This is a genomic window from Pullulanibacillus sp. KACC 23026, from assembly GCF_029094525.1.
Taxonomy (GTDB): domain Bacteria; phylum Bacillota; class Bacilli; order Bacillales; family Sporolactobacillaceae; genus KACC-23026.
The window spans coordinates 374,862-390,193 of record NZ_CP119107.1; the positions used below are offsets into that span (position 1 = coordinate 374,862).

The following is a 15,332-nucleotide window of genomic DNA, read 5'->3' on the forward strand; positions in this document are numbered from 1 at the left end:
CCATTTTAAAATGGCGTCTCAATAGGACTTTTAGACAAGAGTGGAGGAGAAAGATGGGACAAGTAAAGGTTTTAGATCATCCCCTGATTCAGCATAAGCTGACACATATTAGAGATCATCGGACCGGTACAAAAGTGTTTCGCGAACTTGTAGATGAGGTAGCGACTTTGATGGCGTTTGAGATTTCAAGGGATTTGCCGCTGGAAGCTATTACGATTCAAACACCTGTTGCAGAGGCAAAAGCCTATCAGCTATCGGGTAAAAAGCTAGGGGTTATTCCGATTCTTCGTGCTGGCCTCGGAATGGTGGATGGTATATTAAATCTGATCCCTCATGCCAAAGTCGGTCATATTGGACTGTATAGGGACCCAGAAACCCTTCAGCCAGTTGAATATTATTCAAAAATGCCATCCGACATTAATGAGCGTGAACTGATTGTCGTGGATCCAATGCTTGCAACGGGCGGATCAGCTTCAGCGGCATTAACGATGCTGAAAGAAAAAGGGGCTGTCAACATTAAATTAATGTGTTTGATTGCAGCGCCTGAAGGGGTTAAACAAATTCAAGAAGATCATCCGGATGTGGACATTTATCTGGCAGCATTGGATGAGCGTCTTAATGAAAAAGGATACATAGTACCGGGCCTTGGGGATGCAGGAGACCGCTTGTTTGGAACCAAATGATGGAAGTTGGTATTTAACGTAAGAAACGTTCAAGAAACTGCCAAATTTCATTGTAGGAACAAAAGTTGAATTCCATTACAATTAAAGAGGTTGAAAACGAATACTCATGTATGGTTTTTTCATTGACAACCAATAATCAGATTGATAAGATGTCATGGGGCAAGGACAATAAGAGGGCTTTCATTTTTTGCAAATGCTCTACGACTGGATTTCCTATGGGTCATTTTCTCTTTGTTTCAGTACTTGTTGGACATGTATGAACAAGTTATGGGGCTGCACTAATATTGAATTTATCAGAATGGTTTCTGGTGGTTTCAATAATTAGTAGAAACAAAGGGCAAAATGAAGCGTGCTAGGCTCTAAGAAAGCATCAATTACTTTAGGACGAAAAGGGTGGTTCAGGTGAAATTTGATCCGGAAAATCCTTATCGAACTATGGGGTTGATCGGAACACTCGGTGTTGAAATCACGGCCTTTATAATTGGCGGTGTTTATCTTGGAAAATACCTAGATCACGTGCTGAAGACCTCACCGGTTTTTCTTGTAATAGGAATATTTGGTGGAATGATTGTAGGCATTTTGAGTGCACTTTTTACACTAAAAGCATTTATAAAGGATGAGTCACATGAATGAATATACATCGTCACGGCGTCTCGTCCTTATCCTCACAAGCTTCATTTTTTTAGTCTCAATTCTTCTTTGGTATTTAACCCCTGCCAAGTCCTTTGTCGCCGGTTTTATCCTCGGAGGTTTGATCAGCCTCTACAATGTACTTTACCTAGGCAGACGCATAAAGCTTATCAGTCAGTTAATTATAGCGGGATCCCATAGAAGAGCGGGATTAGGATTTCTTAATCGAATTCTAATGGTCGTTTTCGGTGCCATTCTCGTTTATAAATTCCCGGAATGGTTGGATTATCGCTCGTATGTTCTAGGTTTGCCGCTATGCTATATTCTCTTACTGATTGCAACAGGTGTCACAATTAAAAAAGGTAAAGAACCATCATCACGAGAAGGGAGGGATGTTCTTGGAACTGACTCCGAAAATTAAGTTCCTGGGTCTTACATTTGATGTGACCGTCATGATTGGAACGCTCATAACAGCTATTCTAGTGTTGCTCATTGTATTAGTTGCAACACGCCGCAGAGAGATGCGTCCAAGAGGAGCACAGAACTTTGTTGAAATGCTCGTTGAATTTGTTCAAGGGATCACGAACATGATGCTCGATGCCAAGCGGGCCGAACGTTATCTTGGCTTTGCTTTCACAACGTTCCTATTTATTTTTATTGCAAATGAATTAGGAGTTATTGTGATGGTAACAGGGGCTGTACATCATCCGATGCCATCTCTCGGAATTACGGCTGATCTATTAAAGACCAACGATGAAATCAGCTGGTTTAAATCACCAACCTCTGATATTAACGTAACAGTGGCAATGGCTTTTGCGATTACGATTTATGCGCATTTTGCAGGATTGCTTAAGAGTCCAAGAGGATATTTTCGGCATTACTTTGAGCCATATGCTTGGATGTTACCTTTGCACATCATTGATGAAATTGCAAAGCCAACGACCCATGCAGCACGGCTGTGGGCAAACATTTTTGCAGGTGAAGTATTAATCATTATATTGCGAGAAGGAACTTTCTATTTAACGGGAATTCCATTAATGGCATGGATTGGTTTTTCACTATTCGTTGGAGCTATTCAAGCCTATATTTTCACAGTTCTCGCTATGGTTTATATTTCTCAGAAAATAGCAAGTGATCATTAGGATTGGGCTTGTACTAAAGAAGTTAACATCATAACTAAAAATTAATTTGGATCGATATAGGAGGACAATTAATATGTCTATGACAGTAATCGCAGGCGGTATTATGATCGCATTCGGCGCTCTTGCAGCCGGTTTAGGAAACGGTATTTTATTCAGTCGTTATCTTGAAGGAATTGCACGTCAACCAGAAGCACGTGGTACTTTATTTGGACAAGCGATGATCGCTCTTGGTCTTGTTGAGGCACTTCCAATCATTTCGATTGCGTTTGGTCTATTAGTGCTATTCGGCGTCATCGGCGGCTAATTAGTTTTATAGAAAAAAATCAAGTCGAAAGATACCTTATGGCGGCGGGCGCATTCCCGCCTTCTGTTCTACTATCAGAAAGTTTAAATCTCGCTGTTCGCGATTTAAGGATGATAGTATAAGAAAAACTAAGGCTTCCAACATTAAGGGTTTGGCGATAAGCTGAGTTTTTCTAATAAATAAAGAGTTGACCACCTCTGAAGGGAGTGACTGAGGCGTGCTGGAATTCCACTTAGGAAACATAATCTTTCAGTTAGTTGTGTTCTTGATTCTAATGGTTCTTGTATCAAAGCTTGCGGCTCGACCAGTTCTTGGCATGATGAAGAAACGTCAAGACTATATCGATGAGCAATTAAAGAGTGCTGAAGAAAGCCAAAAACAAGCTCAAGAGCTTCTTGAACAGCAACGCGCTGAATTGAAGAGAACGCGCGAAGAATCGAGTCAAATTATTGAAGCTGAGAAAAAACGTGCAGAAGCACAAGCAACTGAAATTATTAATGTTGCCAAAGATCGTGCTGAACGCTTAATAAATGAAGCAAAAGATGAAATTGAGACAGAACGTGTGAAAGCAGTAGCAACGCTTCGCGATGAAGTGGCACACCTTTCCTTGTTGCTTGCATCTAAAGTTCTTGAAAAAGAAGTGGATCGCAAAGCTCATGAAAAGGCGATTGACGACTTTGTCAAACAGGTGGGCGAAAGCCTATGAGCGAAGTGATCGCAAAGCGCTATGCACAAGCTTTATTTGATGTTGCGAAAGAACGCAGCACAGTTGATGCAGTAGAAGAGCAGCTGCAGGTTATTCAGCAGACGGTAAAGGAAAGTAAGGACCTTAATACGATGCTGAATCATCCTCGCATCAAGGGTGAGGATAAGAAAGCGGTTCTCGAACAAATTTTCAAAGATGAAGTGAATGCTGAAGTTCTTAATCTTCTCAAAGTTCTCGTTGATCGCGGGCGTGAAAGCCTTTTGAATGATCTTTCTGAAAGCTACACAGCCATTGCTAATGAGGCGAGAGGGATTGTCGATATGTATGTGACGACAGCAGAGCCTTTGTCTCAAGAAGACGAAGATAAACTTTCCAAGTCATTTGGAAATGTATTGAATAAACAGCTTCGGATCCATTCAAAGGTCGATGCGGGCGTCATTGGCGGTGTCCTTGTACGAATTGGAAACCGGGTTTACGATGGAACATTAGCGGGTAAGTTAACGCGTTTTCATCAGGAAATGAAAGCAAGCAGATAGGGGTGAACGTGACATGAGCATTAAAGCTGAAGAAATTAGTGCTTTGATAAAAAAGCAAATTGAGAACTACGATGCCACGATTCAAGTCAGCGACGTAGGGACGGTTACCGAAGTAGGTGACGGTATTGCTCGTATTCATGGTCTAGATAATGTCATGGCAGGTGAGCTCGTTGAATTCGCCAATGGCGTCATGGGTCTTGCGCAGAACCTAGAGGAAAGCAACGTCGGTGTTGTTATTCTTGGACCTTATCTTGATATTCATGAAGGCGACGAAGTAAAACGAACAGGACGCATTATGGAAGTACCTGTCGGTGAAGAACTTTTAGGACGCGTAGTGAACCCGCTCGGACAACCTATTGACGGCCGTGGTCCTATTAACACAACCCAAACACGTCCGATTGAAGGAAAGGCACCTGGTGTTATGGATCGTAAATCCGTACATGAGCCTCTTCAAACAGGGATTAAAGCAATTGACTCCATGATTCCAATCGGTCGCGGACAGCGTGAATTGATCATCGGTGACCGTCAAACAGGTAAAACAGCCATTGCGATTGACACTATTATCAACCAAAAGGCTGAAGGGGTTATTAGCATTTATGTAGCCATCGGCCAAAAAGAATCCACTGTTGCAGGGGTTGTTGAAACCTTGCGTGAACATGGGGCTCTTGAGAACACGATTGTTGTGTCTGCAGGTGCATCTGACCCAGCTCCTCTTCTTTACCTTGCTCCGTATGCAGGGGTAACAATGGGTGAGGAATTCATGTATAACGGCAAACATGTCTTGATCATTTATGATGATCTTTCTAAACAAGCGGTTGCCTATCGTGAACTTTCCCTCTTGCTTCGTCGTCCTCCAGGTCGTGAAGCTTATCCAGGGGATGTTTTCTATCTTCACTCGCGTCTTTTGGAGCGCGCTGCAAAGCTCAGTGACGAAAAAGGCGGCGGTTCAATGACCGCTCTTCCAATCATTGAAACACAAGCTGGAGATATTTCTGCTTATATCCCAACTAACGTTATTTCCATTACAGACGGACAAATTTTCTTAGAATCCCGTCTATTCTATTCTGGTGTACGTCCTGCAGTTGATGCGGGTTCTTCCGTATCCCGTGTTGGTGGGGCTGCACAAATTAAAGCCATGAGTAAAGTGGCAGGACGTCTTCGTACGGACCTTTCCTCTTTCCGTGAATTAGAAGCTTTTGCGCAGTTTGGTTCTGATTTGGACCGCGCGACTCAAGCCAAGCTTAACCGTGGACAGCGCACGATTGAAGTCATGAAACAAGACTTGCATAAGCCATATCCCGTTGAAAAACAAGTGGCAATTATTTTTGCCCTTACAAACGGTTATTTAGATGATATTCCAGTTGAAGATATTCAACGTTTCGAAAAAGGCTTCTTAGCTTACCTTGAGCAAAATGGTAATGATATCCTTTCTGGTATTCGTGAGACAAAGCAATTGCCAGATGCAGATGCCTTTAAATCAGCTATTGAAGCATTTAAGAAAACGTTCGCGGTATCTAATCAATAGAGGCACACTCGTTGGAAGTCCGATGAGCAAAAGTCATGGTTAATGTCATTAAGTGCATGACCAAATTGATTTTTCTCATTGGATTCCTTGCGATCCTCTGTCTTAAAGGTGGTGAAGAAGAGTGGCATCTTTGCGTGATATAAAATCGCGAATTAACTCGACGAAGAAAACAAGACAGATTACGAAAGCGATGGAGATGGTGTCGGCTGCCAACTTTAACCGTTCACAGCAACAAGCTGTTTCGTATATGTCTTATACAGAAAAACTGCGTCAAGTTGTAGGAAATATTGCGGCCGGCAATCAAGGCAGTGCTCAGCATCCTATGCTGAAATCTCGTCCGGTCAAAAAGACGGGTTATCTTGTAATTACAGCGGACCGTGGACTCGCTGGCGCTTATAACAACGCCGTATTGAAGCAGGCACAAACACTGATTGACAAGAATCATAAGTCTAAAGATGAATACACCATTATCGTTATTGGTAAAAAAGGACTCAAGTATTTCCAAAGCCGCAATATGCCTATTGCAGCGGAAATCACAGGCGTCCCTGAACAGCCAAGCTATGATAATGTGAAACACATAGCTAAGACGGCTGTCGGATTATTCGTTGATGAAGTGATTGATGAATTAATCATGGTCTACAACCATTTTGAAAGTGCCATTTCTCAGAAAGTAACCCATATGTTGCTCTTGCCTTTAACAGAAGTAAATGAAGGGCAGACTGCTGAAAAAGTGAGTTATGAGTACGAGCCATCGGCTAATGAAGTGTTAGAGACACTATTACCGCTCTATGCAGAAGGCTTAATTTTTGGGACCATTTTGGATGCAAAAACAGCTGAGCATGCAGCGCGTATGACAGCGATGAAGAATTCGACCGATAATGCATCGGAATTAATCGAAAAATACACTTTGTCTTACAACCGTGCACGTCAAGCGGCCATTACACAGGAAATTAGTGAAATTGTAGGCGGCGCAGCAGCACTTGAATAGAAAGTGATAGGAGGGAAAAGAATGAACAAGGGTCAAGTAACTCAAGTTATGGGTCCTGTTGTCGATGTTCGCTTTGAACATGGTCAACTGCCTGAACTAAACAACGCGATTAAAATTCAACATAAAGCTCAAGAAGCCAGTGAACACGATATTGACTTGACTTTAGAAGTAGCCCTTCACCTTGGCAATGATACTGTTCGTACTATTGCTATGGCTTCTACGGACGGGGTCGTTCGTGGTATGGAAGTCATGGATACAGGCGCTCCAATTTCTGTCCCAGTAGGTGAAGCGACACTTGGTCGTGTCTTTAACGTATTGGGTGAACCAATTGATCTTAAAGAGGATATTCCGGCCGATGTTCGTCGTGATTCGATTCACCGCGAAGCACCAGAATATCAAGACTTAACAACGAAAACAGAGGTCCTTGAAACAGGCATTAAAGTTATCGACCTTCTTGCTCCATACGTAAAAGGTGGTAAAATCGGTCTCTTCGGTGGTGCCGGTGTTGGTAAAACCGTCTTAATCCAGGAGCTCATTCATAACATTGCACAAGAACACGGTGGTATTTCGGTATTTGCTGGTGTTGGTGAACGTACTCGTGAAGGAAACGACCTTTACTTTGAAATGAGCGATTCTGGTGTTATCAAGAAAACAGCTATGGTATTTGGTCAAATGAACGAGCCTCCAGGTGCACGTATGCGTGTAGCTCTTTCCGGTTTGACAATGGCTGAATACTTCCGTGATGAGCAAGGCCAAGACGTGCTTCTCTTCATCGATAATATCTTCCGTTTTACTCAAGCCGGTTCAGAGGTTTCCGCGCTTTTGGGCCGTATGCCATCAGCGGTTGGTTACCAGCCAACACTTGCTACGGAAATGGGTAGACTGCAAGAGCGAATTACGTCAACGAAAAAAGGATCAGTTACGTCTATCCAAGCGGTTTATGTGCCAGCGGATGACTACACGGACCCAGCTCCAGCGACGACTTTTGCTCACTTAGATGCAACGACGAACCTTGAGCGTGCCCTTACTCAGATGGGTATTTATCCAGCTGTGGATCCTCTTGCGTCAACATCACGTGCATTAGCTCCTGAAATCGTAGGAGAAGAGCATTATGGTGTAGCTCGTCGTGTTCAAGAAACGCTTCAACGTTATAAAGAACTTCAAGACATTATCGCAATCTTGGGTATGGACGAATTATCAGATGATGACAAGCTTATTGTTAACCGTGCTCGTCGCATTCAATTCTTCTTATCCCAAAACTTCCACGTTGCTGAGCAATTTACAGGTCAACCTGGATCTTATGTACCAGTTAAGGAAACGGTTAAAGGGTTTAAGGAAATCCTCGAAGGAAAATACGATGATCTTCCAGAAGATGCGTTCCGCTTAGTTGGCCGCATCGAAGAGGTCATTGAAAATGCGAAGAACATGGAGCAAAACGCGTAATTAAGCGCGTTTTGACCATTGTTTTGCCAACCTAAAGGAGGGTTTGCGTTGAATACCATTTTAGCCAGTATCGTCACTCCTAACGGTAAGGTGTTTGAAGGCGATGTTCATATGGTGAGTGTTCGCGCGGTAGCCGGAGATATGGGTATTCTGCCAAATCACATGCCTGTCGTAGCACCTTTAAAAATAAGTGCTGTAAAACTAAAATCTTTTGATGCCGATCAATACGTCGCAGTGAGTGGTGGTTTTATTGAAGTGCGCGGTGACCAAGTTACGATTCTTACCGAGTCAGCCGAGCTGAAGAAAGATATTGATGTTTCACGGGCAGAACGTGCTAAGGAAGAAGCCGAACGCCGCTTATCTGAGCTAACTGAAGAATCACCAGAATACAAAGCTGTTCAAAATGACCTCAAGCGTGCTGAGAATCGTTTAGACATTGCGAGCAGACATTAAAAAACAAGGGATGAACTCCCTTGTTTTTTTATGGGGACAGTTCTTTACAAGCATTCACTCATAATGTGTGGGGACAGAACTCTTCAAACTGTTTATTCTCTCCGTAGAGGTCTGTCTCCAAAAAGAAAGGGGCTCTTAATCATGATGGAATTTGGGGTGCAGGCTGCCCTTAGCATTTTTATTCATTTAGTCATTCTCGTTTTAACCTGGTGGGCGGTTCAGTGTGTGAAATGGGATGTCTGGCTTAGACAGCCAAAAGGAATCCGGGCAAAGATTTTAATGATTCTTGTCACAATTGCCATCAGTGAACCAGTCGCCACGTTTATTGTTAATTACTTAAGTTGGTCAGTTCAACTACCACAGATATATAAATAATATTCTGACAAGATGGGGTCTTGGGCGATTTTCCATGTATGATCTTTCTCTTCAAGGAAACAATGTAAATAAGGAGAGGATGATAGACATGGGGAAACAAACAAAGACCCTAATTTTATGCTTTTTATGCTTTATGTTTATTGGTGCACTTACACCAACTTTGGCAAAAGGTAAGACGCAAGATACAAGTAAATTGCCGGAACTTATACATGTGTTAAAGGTGAATGGTGCCCACGTCAAGAACTGGTCGATCTACGCCAGACAACAGAACACCGATCTCCAAACGTATCAAGAGGTCCAAAGTGAGGCACGAACACTTAAGGAAGCGTTTAACAACTATAACTGGCAAGTAAAGAAAGAAAAAATGGATGTTCGATTTTTAGGAACAAAGAAAGATAAGGCATCTGCTCTTACTGAAAGCATTACATTACTCGCCTACCCCCAAAAAAACGCGTACCAAACGTATCTTATATATGAAATAAATGGAACAGGCTGGAACGCTTCTTATTGGACGAACCACTTGTCAATAGAGATAAACCAACAAGTGACAAAAATATTTGATGAGAAGACACAAATATTTGCTTGTGTGACAGGTGATTTCGGTGATAAAATGAATATTGTGCTTTCAAAAAAGTCAAATGCCATATTGAAAACTTTAAAGGCACACAAAATTGAATCTGATCATGAAAAAACATTTAGTTCGGTATCCGCATATACTGAATTATGGAAAGAACAAACGATTCAATCCAATGGTCGTTCCATTAACCTTCAATTAGGTTTAAGAAAGGTAGATGACAAAACGACCGTGACATTAGGAACACCTATAATTACGAGTGAATATTAATAAAATAGGTTGGCGTTTGGTGGCCACCCTTTTTTTGACAAGAATTGGACGCGGAGGGGAATACGTTGGAAAAAATCTTTGTCCGAGGCGGAAAGCGTCTTTCTGGCACTGTTCGTATAGATGGTGCGAAGAATGCCGTTCTTCCCGTCATAGCAGCAACGATTTTAGCATCAAGAGGCACGAGTCGGATTGAAAATGTACCTGCATTAGCAGATGTTTATACAATAAATGAAGTACTCCGACACTTAGGGGCAGAGGTTGAGTTTGAAGGTTCATCCATTACCATTAATGCACAAGGTAGTCTAGAAAGCGAGGCGCCTTTTGAATATGTCAGGAAGATGCGGGCCTCCTTTTTCATTATGGGACCCCTTTTGGCCCGCGTTGGTCACGCAAAGATTGCTTTGCCTGGCGGTTGTGCAATTGGTCAGCGCCCTATAGATCAACATTTAAAAGGCTTTGAAGCAATGGGCGCAACGGTTCAAATGGGTAATGGCTATATAGAAGCCAAAGTTCCACAAGGATTACAAGGCGCTAACATTTATTTAGACTTCCCAAGTGTTGGAGCAACTGAGAATATCATGATGGCAGCAGTACTTGCCAAAGGTGAAACCATCATTAATAATGCGGCACAAGAACCAGAAATTGAATGCTTGGCAAATTATTTGATCGCGATGGGCGGTAAAATAAAAGGCGCCGGCACGAGTACTATTCGAATTCAAGGTGTACGTTTATTAAAAGGCGTCTCTTTTGAAGTGATTCCAGACCGAATTGAAGCAGGGACTTATATGATTGCGGCGGCTATTACAGGCGGAAACGTTCTTGTAGAAAATGCTATTGCCGATCATCTAAGACCACTTATCGCAAAGCTTGAGGAGATGGGGGTCGAAATTCAACAAGAGTTGACGGGCATCCGAGTAATCGGCCCAGATATTCTAAAGCCTGTTGATATTAAGACACTTCCACATCCTGGATTCCCAACGGATCTTCAGTCGCAGATGATGGCTCTCCTATTGAAAGCAAAAGGAACTTCAATTATTACTGAAACCGTATTTGAGAATCGCTTTATGCATGTTGAAGAATTCCGCAGAATGAGCGCTGATATTAAGATTGAAAGTCGTTCAGCCATTATTAATGGACCTTGTCGACTTCAAGGTGCAGAAGTGGCGGCAACTGATTTGCGCGCTGGTGCAGCACTTGTTCTAGCGGGATTGGCAGCAGACGGAACTACTCGTGTCACTGATTTACACCATATTGATCGGGGTTATGTCGATCTTACGGGAAAACTACAGTCACTAGGCGCCTCCATTGAAAGATTGAGCGTTAAAGAGACCCCAGCAGTAACCGAAGAGGTTACCCCCAAACTCAACATGAAGCCCAAATTTGCATAAATCCATTTATTTTTTAAGGAGCCGCCTTTTACGGCTTCTTTTTTTGTGCGATTAGAAGCTTTTTCTAGGATTTGGATACCATCCGATTTTTTTCTAATTTTTTTGGCTAAATAGGAGATCTGTCTCGACCTCCTCCACCATTAGTTGACCCATTTTTGCTAGATATGGTTATAATTCAATATAATCAAGTCAGAGCTCGGATTATGACAAAAAAGCCGACTTGTAACAGAGTTGAAATCTATTGGCTCACCCCAAGCCGTTCTAAAGGCCTGTCCAACCCCATAAAATAAAACAAGTTATTATTTAGGGTCTTGGAGGTCTTTTTCATTGAAGAAACGATATCCCGTAATCATTGTAGCTGTTCTTCTGCTCACGATTCTCATTCTGCCATCGCTCATTGTCCTAAATGTCCATAAAGGAGAAGGCAAACAGGAAGCTGTAAAGGCTCCTAAAGTCAAGAGTGCAAATAAAGCAGAAGACAATCCCATTGCTGTCGAAACGGCGGCTCTCCCAGTAACCGTCTATCGCTCATCGTCAGGAACAGTAGATGATCTGACTCTTCACGATTATTTGGTAGGGGTTGTTGCCTGTGAAATGCCGGCCAATTTTAAAATGGAGGCTTTAAAAGCTCAGGCGCTTGCCGCGAGAACGTACGTCGTGGATCGTTTGCTGACCGATTCTTCGAGCGCAAAAGTACCTAAGGGTGTCAAAGCCAATGTTATCGATACAACTGATGATCAAGTCTATAAAAGTCCACAGCAATTAAAAGAACTGTGGGGTTCCGCGTACGCTTCTAAGATCAAACGAATTGAAGAAGCGGTCACGGCAACAGAAGGAGAAGTTATTACTTATAAAGGGAAGATTATTGGCTATCCTGCTTTCTTTTCGACAAGCAATGGCTATACAGAGAATGCCAATGAGTATTATGAAACCTCAATCCCTTACTTAAAAAGTGTACCTAGTAAATGGGACCTTAAATCACCAAAATATAAAACAACAATAAGTCTCACCGTTTCAAATGTGGAAGCTGCATTAGGCGTATCATTAGACTCAACCAATGGAGCAATCGGGGAAGTGAAGAAGTGGACAACAGGAAAGCGAATAGCGGATATAGAGATAAGCGGTCATGAGTTTACAGGGCGCGAGGTTAGAGAAAAATTAAACCTTAGATCCGCCGATTTTGTCATGAAAAGAGAGGGCAATGAGGTTCAAATTACCACTTACGGCTATGGTCATGGCGTGGGGATGAGCCAATATGGGGCTAATGGAATGGCGCAAGAGGGAAAGACCTACAAACAAATTGTTCAATATTATTATTCAGGTTCATCCGTCTCCAACATGGCCACTGAGTTAGCCCAAATTAAGGAAAAACTTTGAGTCTCTGAATTCACTTGAAGCTGTATTAAAGGTGAAATAGAAGACTTGTCGAAAAATAGTTAATAATTTATGAGATTATGTGTATAAACCTTTGGAAATCTGTTCAAACTGTTTCCAGAGGTGATAATCATGAAAGATGATAAGAGAAACCCGCAAGAAGAAAATTTAACTAAATTGCGAAAGGTCTCTAGAAAACGCTGGTTTTACCCTGCAATCTATCTTTGTGTTGCTGCTTTAGTGATGTCAGGTGTCTTATGGATGGAAAATGGAATCAATAAAAATACAAATCAATCAGATTCCAAAACATCTCATAATCAAACGGCATCCAGTCCAAAAACAAATAACGCGGCTGTTCCTGCAAACACACTGAACAAAGAAGTTTTAGATTGGCCAGTGTCTGACCCAAGTACTGTAACCATTGCCCAAAAATTCTATGATGCCAATGCATCACAGAAAGATCAAGCTGCCGCCCTTGTAAGATACGATAATACTTATGCACCGAACACAGGGATTAATCTTGTTTCTAAAGACAAGAAGTCCTTTGATGTAACGGCCGCTATGAGTGGAACCGTAACGGAAGCAGCTCAGGATCCTTTATTAGGCTATAAGGTTGAAATCTCACATAGTAATGGTGTGACAACCTTATATGAAAGCTTGGCATCAATCGATGTTCAAAAGGGTGACCGTGTATCTCAAGGTCAGTTAATTGGCGAAGCTGGAACAAGCAAATACTTTCAATCAATCGGTACCACGCTGCATTTTGAAGTAAGAAAAGATAATGTCCCAGTCAATCCAACTTCTTTCTGGGATAAAACGTCTTCAGATGTAACGGTAACGAAGAACCAACCAAGCCAAGCAACAATGAGCCAAAGCAGCTCTGGCAGCACAGGCAATGACAGCCAACAATCTAACAGCGATAACAATATGAATAACAGCACCGACTCATCACAAAGCACACAAGACTCTGCTAACTCGGATACGAATTCATCCGATAGCGGTGCATCTAACTAACATAGCGTTTAACTGTTATGACCATTGACCTAAAGTGTCAGTGGTTTTTTTTGTTCTAAAAACTAGTATGACACGATCAGGAAGAATTATGTATAAAAATTGAAATAAAAATGTCCAGTAAGGGCTATAGATTGATTCTATGGTTCACTCTTGAGTGAAACGGGAGAACCGTCCCCGCGTTTCATGTTGATTATCTTGAGTTTTTTTAATAATATGATAATAAGGGTAAAAATGGTAGACGATGAGTGAGGAGGCAATTATAAATGAGTATTAGTCCACCCAAAGATATTATTGCAACGTTTTCGATAGTCGGATATGATCCTGAAGCTGAAGAGTGGGGGGTGGCGGTACAATCGAAGTTTCTTGGGGTCGGAGCGGTTGTTCCCTATGCTAAAGCCGGAGTTGGGGCGGTGGCAACGCAATCATTGGCGAATACTTCTTATGGACCTGATGGACTAGCTTTAATCGAAAAAGGCTACACAGCTGAAGAAGCCATTCGCAGACTCGTGGAAAATGATCCAGATCGCGATCAGCGCCAAGTCGGGATGGTGGATCGGAATGGACATGCAGCTACCTATACAGGAAAAAATTGTTATGACTGGGCCGGGGGAATGACAGGTCCTGGCTTTGCTGCTCAAGGAAATATTTTAGTTGGAAAAGAAACAGTTATGGCAATGGGTGAGACCTTTGTCAAGTCAAATGGGTCTCTAGCAGAACGGCTGCTTACAGCACTTGCGGCTGGCCAAAGGGCTGGTGGTGATAAGCGAGGACGGCAGTCGGCAGCATTGCTTATTGTTAAAGAGAAGGGCGGCTATGGAGGGTATAATGACCGAGCGCTTGATCTGCGCGTAGATGACCACCCCACCCCGATTAAGGAACTTCGGCGTATTTTTGACCTTCATCAGCTGTATTTTTCAAAAAGTAAGAAAGAGGACATCATTCCAATCACTAATGACTTGAAGCTGGAAATTGTAGAAGAGCTTCTTCGAGTCGGTTACATAAAGGAAGAGACTATTCCAGAAAATGATGATCAATTTTATAAAGAATTGACGACCTTTTACCATACTGAAAATTTTGAAGAACGTGAACAAGAAAGAGGTTATATTGACTGGGCGGTAATGCAATTTTTAAAACAAATGTCCCCAATAAACAGAGGATAGGTGAAGAATGAAATTAGACGATACTGATAAACGTATTATTGAGCTCCTAGCACAAAATGGTCGAATGTCATATGTAGACATAGGAAAAGAACTTGGCCTATCCAGAGTATCCGTTCGTGAGAGAGTGAATCAGCTTTGTGAGTCAGGAGTCATTGAACAATTTAGTATTGTAATCAATTCAGAGTTGTTCGGAAAAACAGTCTCGGCTTTTTTTGAGGTGGATTGTGAGCCTAATGCATTGGTAACAGTCGCAGAAACACTAGTGAATCATCCGAGTGTCGCCAGCTGTTATCAAATGACCGGGCCAAGCACACTGCATATGCATGTTTTAGTGGATGATTTTAGTACGCTCGAAAAATTCATTAACGAAGAAATTTACACACTAAAAGGCATTACTCGAGTGGACAGCCATATTCTCCTTCGACGGTTTAAAAGTCGAAATGGTTTAAAATTATAACAAGTTGGATTTGATCAGACTGAATTTGGAGTTGAACTCCATGTTCAGTCTTTTTTTGTTGTATTTGTAAAGCAACAATATAAATGGAATTCTGTTCTCACCTTGTAAAGAAAAAGCATTAGGTGCATAAAAAAAATGTAACTACACACCACTTGAGAAGGCTTGCAATCGGTATTCCTTTAGCAATTTATTAAAATAAAGCGCTACCAAAAAGAAAGAATATATAACGAATTAAATATTTTTCGAATATACAGTTGATTAATAGGGTAACTTGTCATATAATTTTAAAATATAAAATTTAATTACGTTT

General features: G+C 41.9%; 18 protein-coding genes. All 18 read left to right on the forward strand.

The genetic code is table 11. The features are described from left to right. The first annotated feature begins 53 nt into the window (after nt 1–53). The 18 genes from upp to PU629_RS01820 all read left to right on the forward strand — a co-directional run bounded on the left by upp (nt 54) and on the right by PU629_RS01820 (nt 15,022). Nucleotides 54–683, forward strand: coding sequence for a uracil phosphoribosyltransferase (gene upp / locus PU629_RS01735; protein ID WP_275282543.1), 630 nt, complete (start codon nt 54–56; stop codon nt 681–683). A 402-nt stretch (nt 684–1,085) separates the two neighbouring features. Continuing rightward, nucleotides 1,086–1,316: an AtpZ/AtpI family protein gene (locus tag PU629_RS01740; RefSeq protein WP_275282544.1), complete on the forward strand. Its 231-nt coding sequence runs from the start codon at nt 1,086–1,088 to the stop codon at nt 1,314–1,316. Beyond that, nucleotides 1,309–1,734 (forward strand): ATP synthase subunit I, encoded by a 426-nt coding sequence (locus PU629_RS01745; RefSeq protein WP_275282545.1) that lies wholly within the window; start codon nt 1,309–1,311, stop codon nt 1,732–1,734. Before PU629_RS01740 ends, PU629_RS01745 begins: the two co-directional genes overlap by 8 nt. Further along, nucleotides 1,712–2,455, forward strand: coding sequence for a F0F1 ATP synthase subunit A (atpB, locus tag PU629_RS01750; protein ID WP_275282546.1), 744 nt, complete (start codon nt 1,712–1,714; stop codon nt 2,453–2,455). The genes PU629_RS01745 and atpB overlap by 23 nt, the downstream gene beginning before the upstream one ends. A gap of 79 nt (nt 2,456–2,534) precedes the next feature. After that, the gene (atpE, locus tag PU629_RS01755; RefSeq protein ID WP_275284334.1) at nt 2,535–2,759 is read left to right on the forward strand and encodes a F0F1 ATP synthase subunit C; all 225 of its coding nucleotides are present in this window, start codon (nt 2,535–2,537) and stop codon (nt 2,757–2,759) included. A 217-nt stretch (nt 2,760–2,976) separates the two neighbouring features. Next, nucleotides 2,977–3,465, forward strand: a complete 489-nt coding sequence (gene atpF, locus PU629_RS01760; RefSeq protein WP_275282547.1) for a F0F1 ATP synthase subunit B — start codon at nt 2,977–2,979, stop codon at nt 3,463–3,465. Next, nucleotides 3,462–4,001 carry a F0F1 ATP synthase subunit delta gene (locus PU629_RS01765; RefSeq protein WP_275282548.1) on the forward strand — a complete coding sequence of 180 codons (540 nt, stop codon included), beginning with the start codon at nt 3,462–3,464 and terminating at the stop codon, nt 3,999–4,001. Before atpF ends, PU629_RS01765 begins: the two co-directional genes overlap by 4 nt. 13 nt (nt 4,002–4,014) lie before the next feature. Continuing rightward, nucleotides 4,015–5,526, forward strand: coding sequence for a F0F1 ATP synthase subunit alpha (atpA, locus tag PU629_RS01770; RefSeq protein WP_275282549.1), 1,512 nt, complete (start codon nt 4,015–4,017; stop codon nt 5,524–5,526). Between the two features lie 121 nt (nt 5,527–5,647). Further along, complete coding sequence (gene atpG, locus PU629_RS01775) at nt 5,648–6,514, forward strand: ATP synthase F1 subunit gamma (protein WP_275282550.1); 867 nt, start codon at nt 5,648–5,650, stop codon at nt 6,512–6,514. A 21-nt stretch (nt 6,515–6,535) separates the two neighbouring features. Beyond that, nucleotides 6,536–7,957: a F0F1 ATP synthase subunit beta gene (gene atpD / locus PU629_RS01780; protein WP_275282551.1), complete on the forward strand. Its 1,422-nt coding sequence runs from the start codon at nt 6,536–6,538 to the stop codon at nt 7,955–7,957. Nucleotides 7,958–8,005: 48 nt separating this feature from the next. Beyond that, on the forward strand, nt 8,006–8,410 hold the full coding sequence (locus PU629_RS01785; protein WP_275282552.1) for a F0F1 ATP synthase subunit epsilon: 405 nt from the start codon (nt 8,006–8,008) through the stop codon (nt 8,408–8,410). A 141-nt stretch (nt 8,411–8,551) separates the two neighbouring features. Beyond that, entirely contained in the window at nt 8,552–8,785 is a 234-nt protein-coding gene (locus PU629_RS01790) for a DUF1146 domain-containing protein (protein WP_275282553.1), read from the forward strand. A gap of 88 nt (nt 8,786–8,873) precedes the next feature. Beyond that, on the forward strand, nt 8,874–9,629 hold the full coding sequence (locus tag PU629_RS01795) for a YwmB family TATA-box binding protein (RefSeq protein WP_275282554.1): 756 nt from the start codon (nt 8,874–8,876) through the stop codon (nt 9,627–9,629). A 65-nt stretch (nt 9,630–9,694) separates the two neighbouring features. Beyond that, the gene (gene murA, locus PU629_RS01800; protein ID WP_275282555.1) at nt 9,695–11,017 is read left to right on the forward strand and encodes a UDP-N-acetylglucosamine 1-carboxyvinyltransferase; all 1,323 of its coding nucleotides are present in this window, start codon (nt 9,695–9,697) and stop codon (nt 11,015–11,017) included. Between the two features lie 327 nt (nt 11,018–11,344). Then, complete coding sequence (gene spoIID, locus PU629_RS01805) at nt 11,345–12,394, forward strand: stage II sporulation protein D (protein WP_275282556.1); 1,050 nt, start codon at nt 11,345–11,347, stop codon at nt 12,392–12,394. A 129-nt stretch (nt 12,395–12,523) separates the two neighbouring features. Beyond that, nucleotides 12,524–13,405 (forward strand): stage II sporulation protein SpoIIQ, encoded by an 882-nt coding sequence (gene spoIIQ / locus PU629_RS01810; RefSeq protein ID WP_275282557.1) that lies wholly within the window; start codon nt 12,524–12,526, stop codon nt 13,403–13,405. Nucleotides 13,406–13,668: 263 nt separating this feature from the next. Beyond that, nucleotides 13,669–14,565 carry a DUF1028 domain-containing protein gene (locus PU629_RS01815; RefSeq protein ID WP_275282558.1) on the forward strand — a complete coding sequence of 299 codons (897 nt, stop codon included), beginning with the start codon at nt 13,669–13,671 and terminating at the stop codon, nt 14,563–14,565. A gap of 7 nt (nt 14,566–14,572) precedes the next feature. Continuing rightward, on the forward strand, nt 14,573–15,022 hold the full coding sequence (locus PU629_RS01820) for an Lrp/AsnC family transcriptional regulator (protein ID WP_275282559.1): 450 nt from the start codon (nt 14,573–14,575) through the stop codon (nt 15,020–15,022). Nucleotides 15,023–15,332: the final 310 nt, after the last annotated feature.

What these genes read in the sequence shown, in the direction of transcription:
- atpD (WP_275282551.1), top strand. Translation starts at nt 6,536, where the DNA reads ATGAACAAGGGTCAAGTAACTCAAGTTATGGGTCCTGTTGTCGATGTT.
- atpE (WP_275284334.1), top strand. Translation starts at nt 2,535, where the DNA reads ATGACAGTAATCGCAGGCGGTATTATGATCGCATTCGGCGCTCTTGCA.
- PU629_RS01820 (WP_275282559.1), top strand. Translation starts at nt 14,573, where the DNA reads ATGAAATTAGACGATACTGATAAACGTATTATTGAGCTCCTAGCACAA.
- spoIIQ (WP_275282557.1), top strand. Translation starts at nt 12,524, where the DNA reads ATGAAAGATGATAAGAGAAACCCGCAAGAAGAAAATTTAACTAAATTG.
- PU629_RS01815 (WP_275282558.1), top strand. Translation starts at nt 13,669, where the DNA reads ATGAGTATTAGTCCACCCAAAGATATTATTGCAACGTTTTCGATAGTC.
- atpA (WP_275282549.1), top strand. Translation starts at nt 4,015, where the DNA reads ATGAGCATTAAAGCTGAAGAAATTAGTGCTTTGATAAAAAAGCAAATT.
- upp (WP_275282543.1), top strand. Translation starts at nt 54, where the DNA reads ATGGGACAAGTAAAGGTTTTAGATCATCCCCTGATTCAGCATAAGCTG.
- PU629_RS01745 (WP_275282545.1), top strand. Translation starts at nt 1,309, where the DNA reads ATGAATGAATATACATCGTCACGGCGTCTCGTCCTTATCCTCACAAGC.
- PU629_RS01790 (WP_275282553.1), top strand. Translation starts at nt 8,552, where the DNA reads ATGATGGAATTTGGGGTGCAGGCTGCCCTTAGCATTTTTATTCATTTA.
- PU629_RS01765 (WP_275282548.1), top strand. Translation starts at nt 3,462, where the DNA reads ATGAGCGAAGTGATCGCAAAGCGCTATGCACAAGCTTTATTTGATGTT.
- PU629_RS01795 (WP_275282554.1), top strand. Translation starts at nt 8,874, where the DNA reads ATGGGGAAACAAACAAAGACCCTAATTTTATGCTTTTTATGCTTTATG.